This window comes from Hydrogenivirga sp. 128-5-R1-1 (assembly GCF_000171895.1).
Window position 1 is genome coordinate 1 of record NZ_ABHJ01000445.1, and the last position, 1,218, is coordinate 1,218.

4 protein-coding genes are annotated in these 1,218 nt (G+C 26.0%); all 4 read right to left on the reverse strand.

The features are described 5' to 3' along the window. A partial coding sequence (locus HG1285_RS00830; RefSeq protein WP_008289551.1) for a hypothetical protein occupies nucleotides 1-195 on the reverse strand: 195 nt, incomplete at its 3' end. Between the two features lie 4 nt (nucleotides 196-199). After that, nucleotides 200-457 (reverse strand): hypothetical protein, encoded by a 258-nt coding sequence (locus tag HG1285_RS00825; protein ID WP_008289552.1) that lies wholly within the window; start codon nucleotides 455-457, stop codon nucleotides 200-202. Between the two features lie 4 nt (nucleotides 458-461). Then, complete coding sequence (locus HG1285_RS00820; RefSeq protein ID WP_008289554.1) at nucleotides 462-713, reverse strand: hypothetical protein; 252 nt, start codon at nucleotides 711-713, stop codon at nucleotides 462-464. Next, nucleotides 713-1,078, reverse strand: a complete 366-nt coding sequence (locus HG1285_RS00815; RefSeq protein ID WP_008289555.1) for a hypothetical protein — start codon at nucleotides 1,076-1,078, stop codon at nucleotides 713-715. Before HG1285_RS00815 ends, HG1285_RS00820 begins: the two co-directional genes overlap by 1 nt. Nucleotides 1,079-1,218: the final 140 nt, after the last annotated feature.

Below are 1,218 nucleotides of genomic sequence, written 5' to 3' on the forward strand. Positions count from 1 at the left end.
AGACAGTTCTACTGCCTTTTTATTAGAAGGTATATTTTTAGCTCTTACAACAATATAATAATCTCCTTCTACATCAGGTAATGAAGGTATCTTATAAGAACCTTGAATACCATAAGAAGCTAAAATATTATTCAGGAAGTTCTGTAATTCCTTTACTGATACCTTTTTTATTTTATTTTTAACAACAGTTGTCATTTTTTCAGTCCTCTGGAACATATGCCACAAGTATATCTTTTCCTAAATTTTCTTCAATTATTTTGTTTAATTCTTCTTCTATCTGCAGGGCTTTAGAAAAGGGTATATTTTTGTAATAAATTGAAACAATATATTTTTTATTTATACCATCAGATTTTTCTGCAGTAGATAATTTTATTTCTGTATAAGGGATGTTATTTGAGTGTAATATATTAATAACTTCTTTTCCTATTTCTTTTAAAGATAAATTTTTAGTAATCATCGCTTCAAGGTATATATGAAACTATAAACACATCTCCAAATATTGGTATAAGTTCTCTATAAAGTAGTTCTCTATACTCAAGGGTTTTTTCAAATGAAACTTTTTTTCCACCCTTTATAGATATTATAAATTCTATGTTATCTTCTTTTTTCTCATTTTCGGAAACTCTAATTTCAGAATATGGGATTTTATATTTATCTAATACATGCTGTGTTTCTTTTGCCACATTTTTTAATGGAACTAAGACTTTTGCCATTATAAACCTCTTTCTATATATTTTATTAAAGCATTTGCAAGTTTAATATAATAACCAGCTGTGTTTTTGTCAATTAGTTTAATGTCCTTTAAATTTTTCTTTTTATAGTCTGCATCTACACGGGCATATTTTAATTCCAAAAATAATTTTTTCACTAACAGTCCATGTTTTTTATCAATTTGTTTTAAGACTATTTTGTGTAAATCCTCACTTTCTCTTAACTTATAAAAATCCCTTATATACCACAAAACCCCATAATAAGCCCTGCTTATTGCAGAACGAAAAGCAAACTCACTTTTTTCTCCTCTGCTTTTCTTTCCAAGTTCATATAGTTGCTCTGCAGTTTTTAAAAATCCTTTAGACATATAACCTAATCTTTTAGTATTTTTTTAGAATTTACTTTTTTAGTTATTTTAAAGTTTTTCATGTTCATAATAATTAATCTGCTAAAACATATACAGTGAAATTAACACCATAATTTTTTTCCAAAAATTCGTTTACAGTA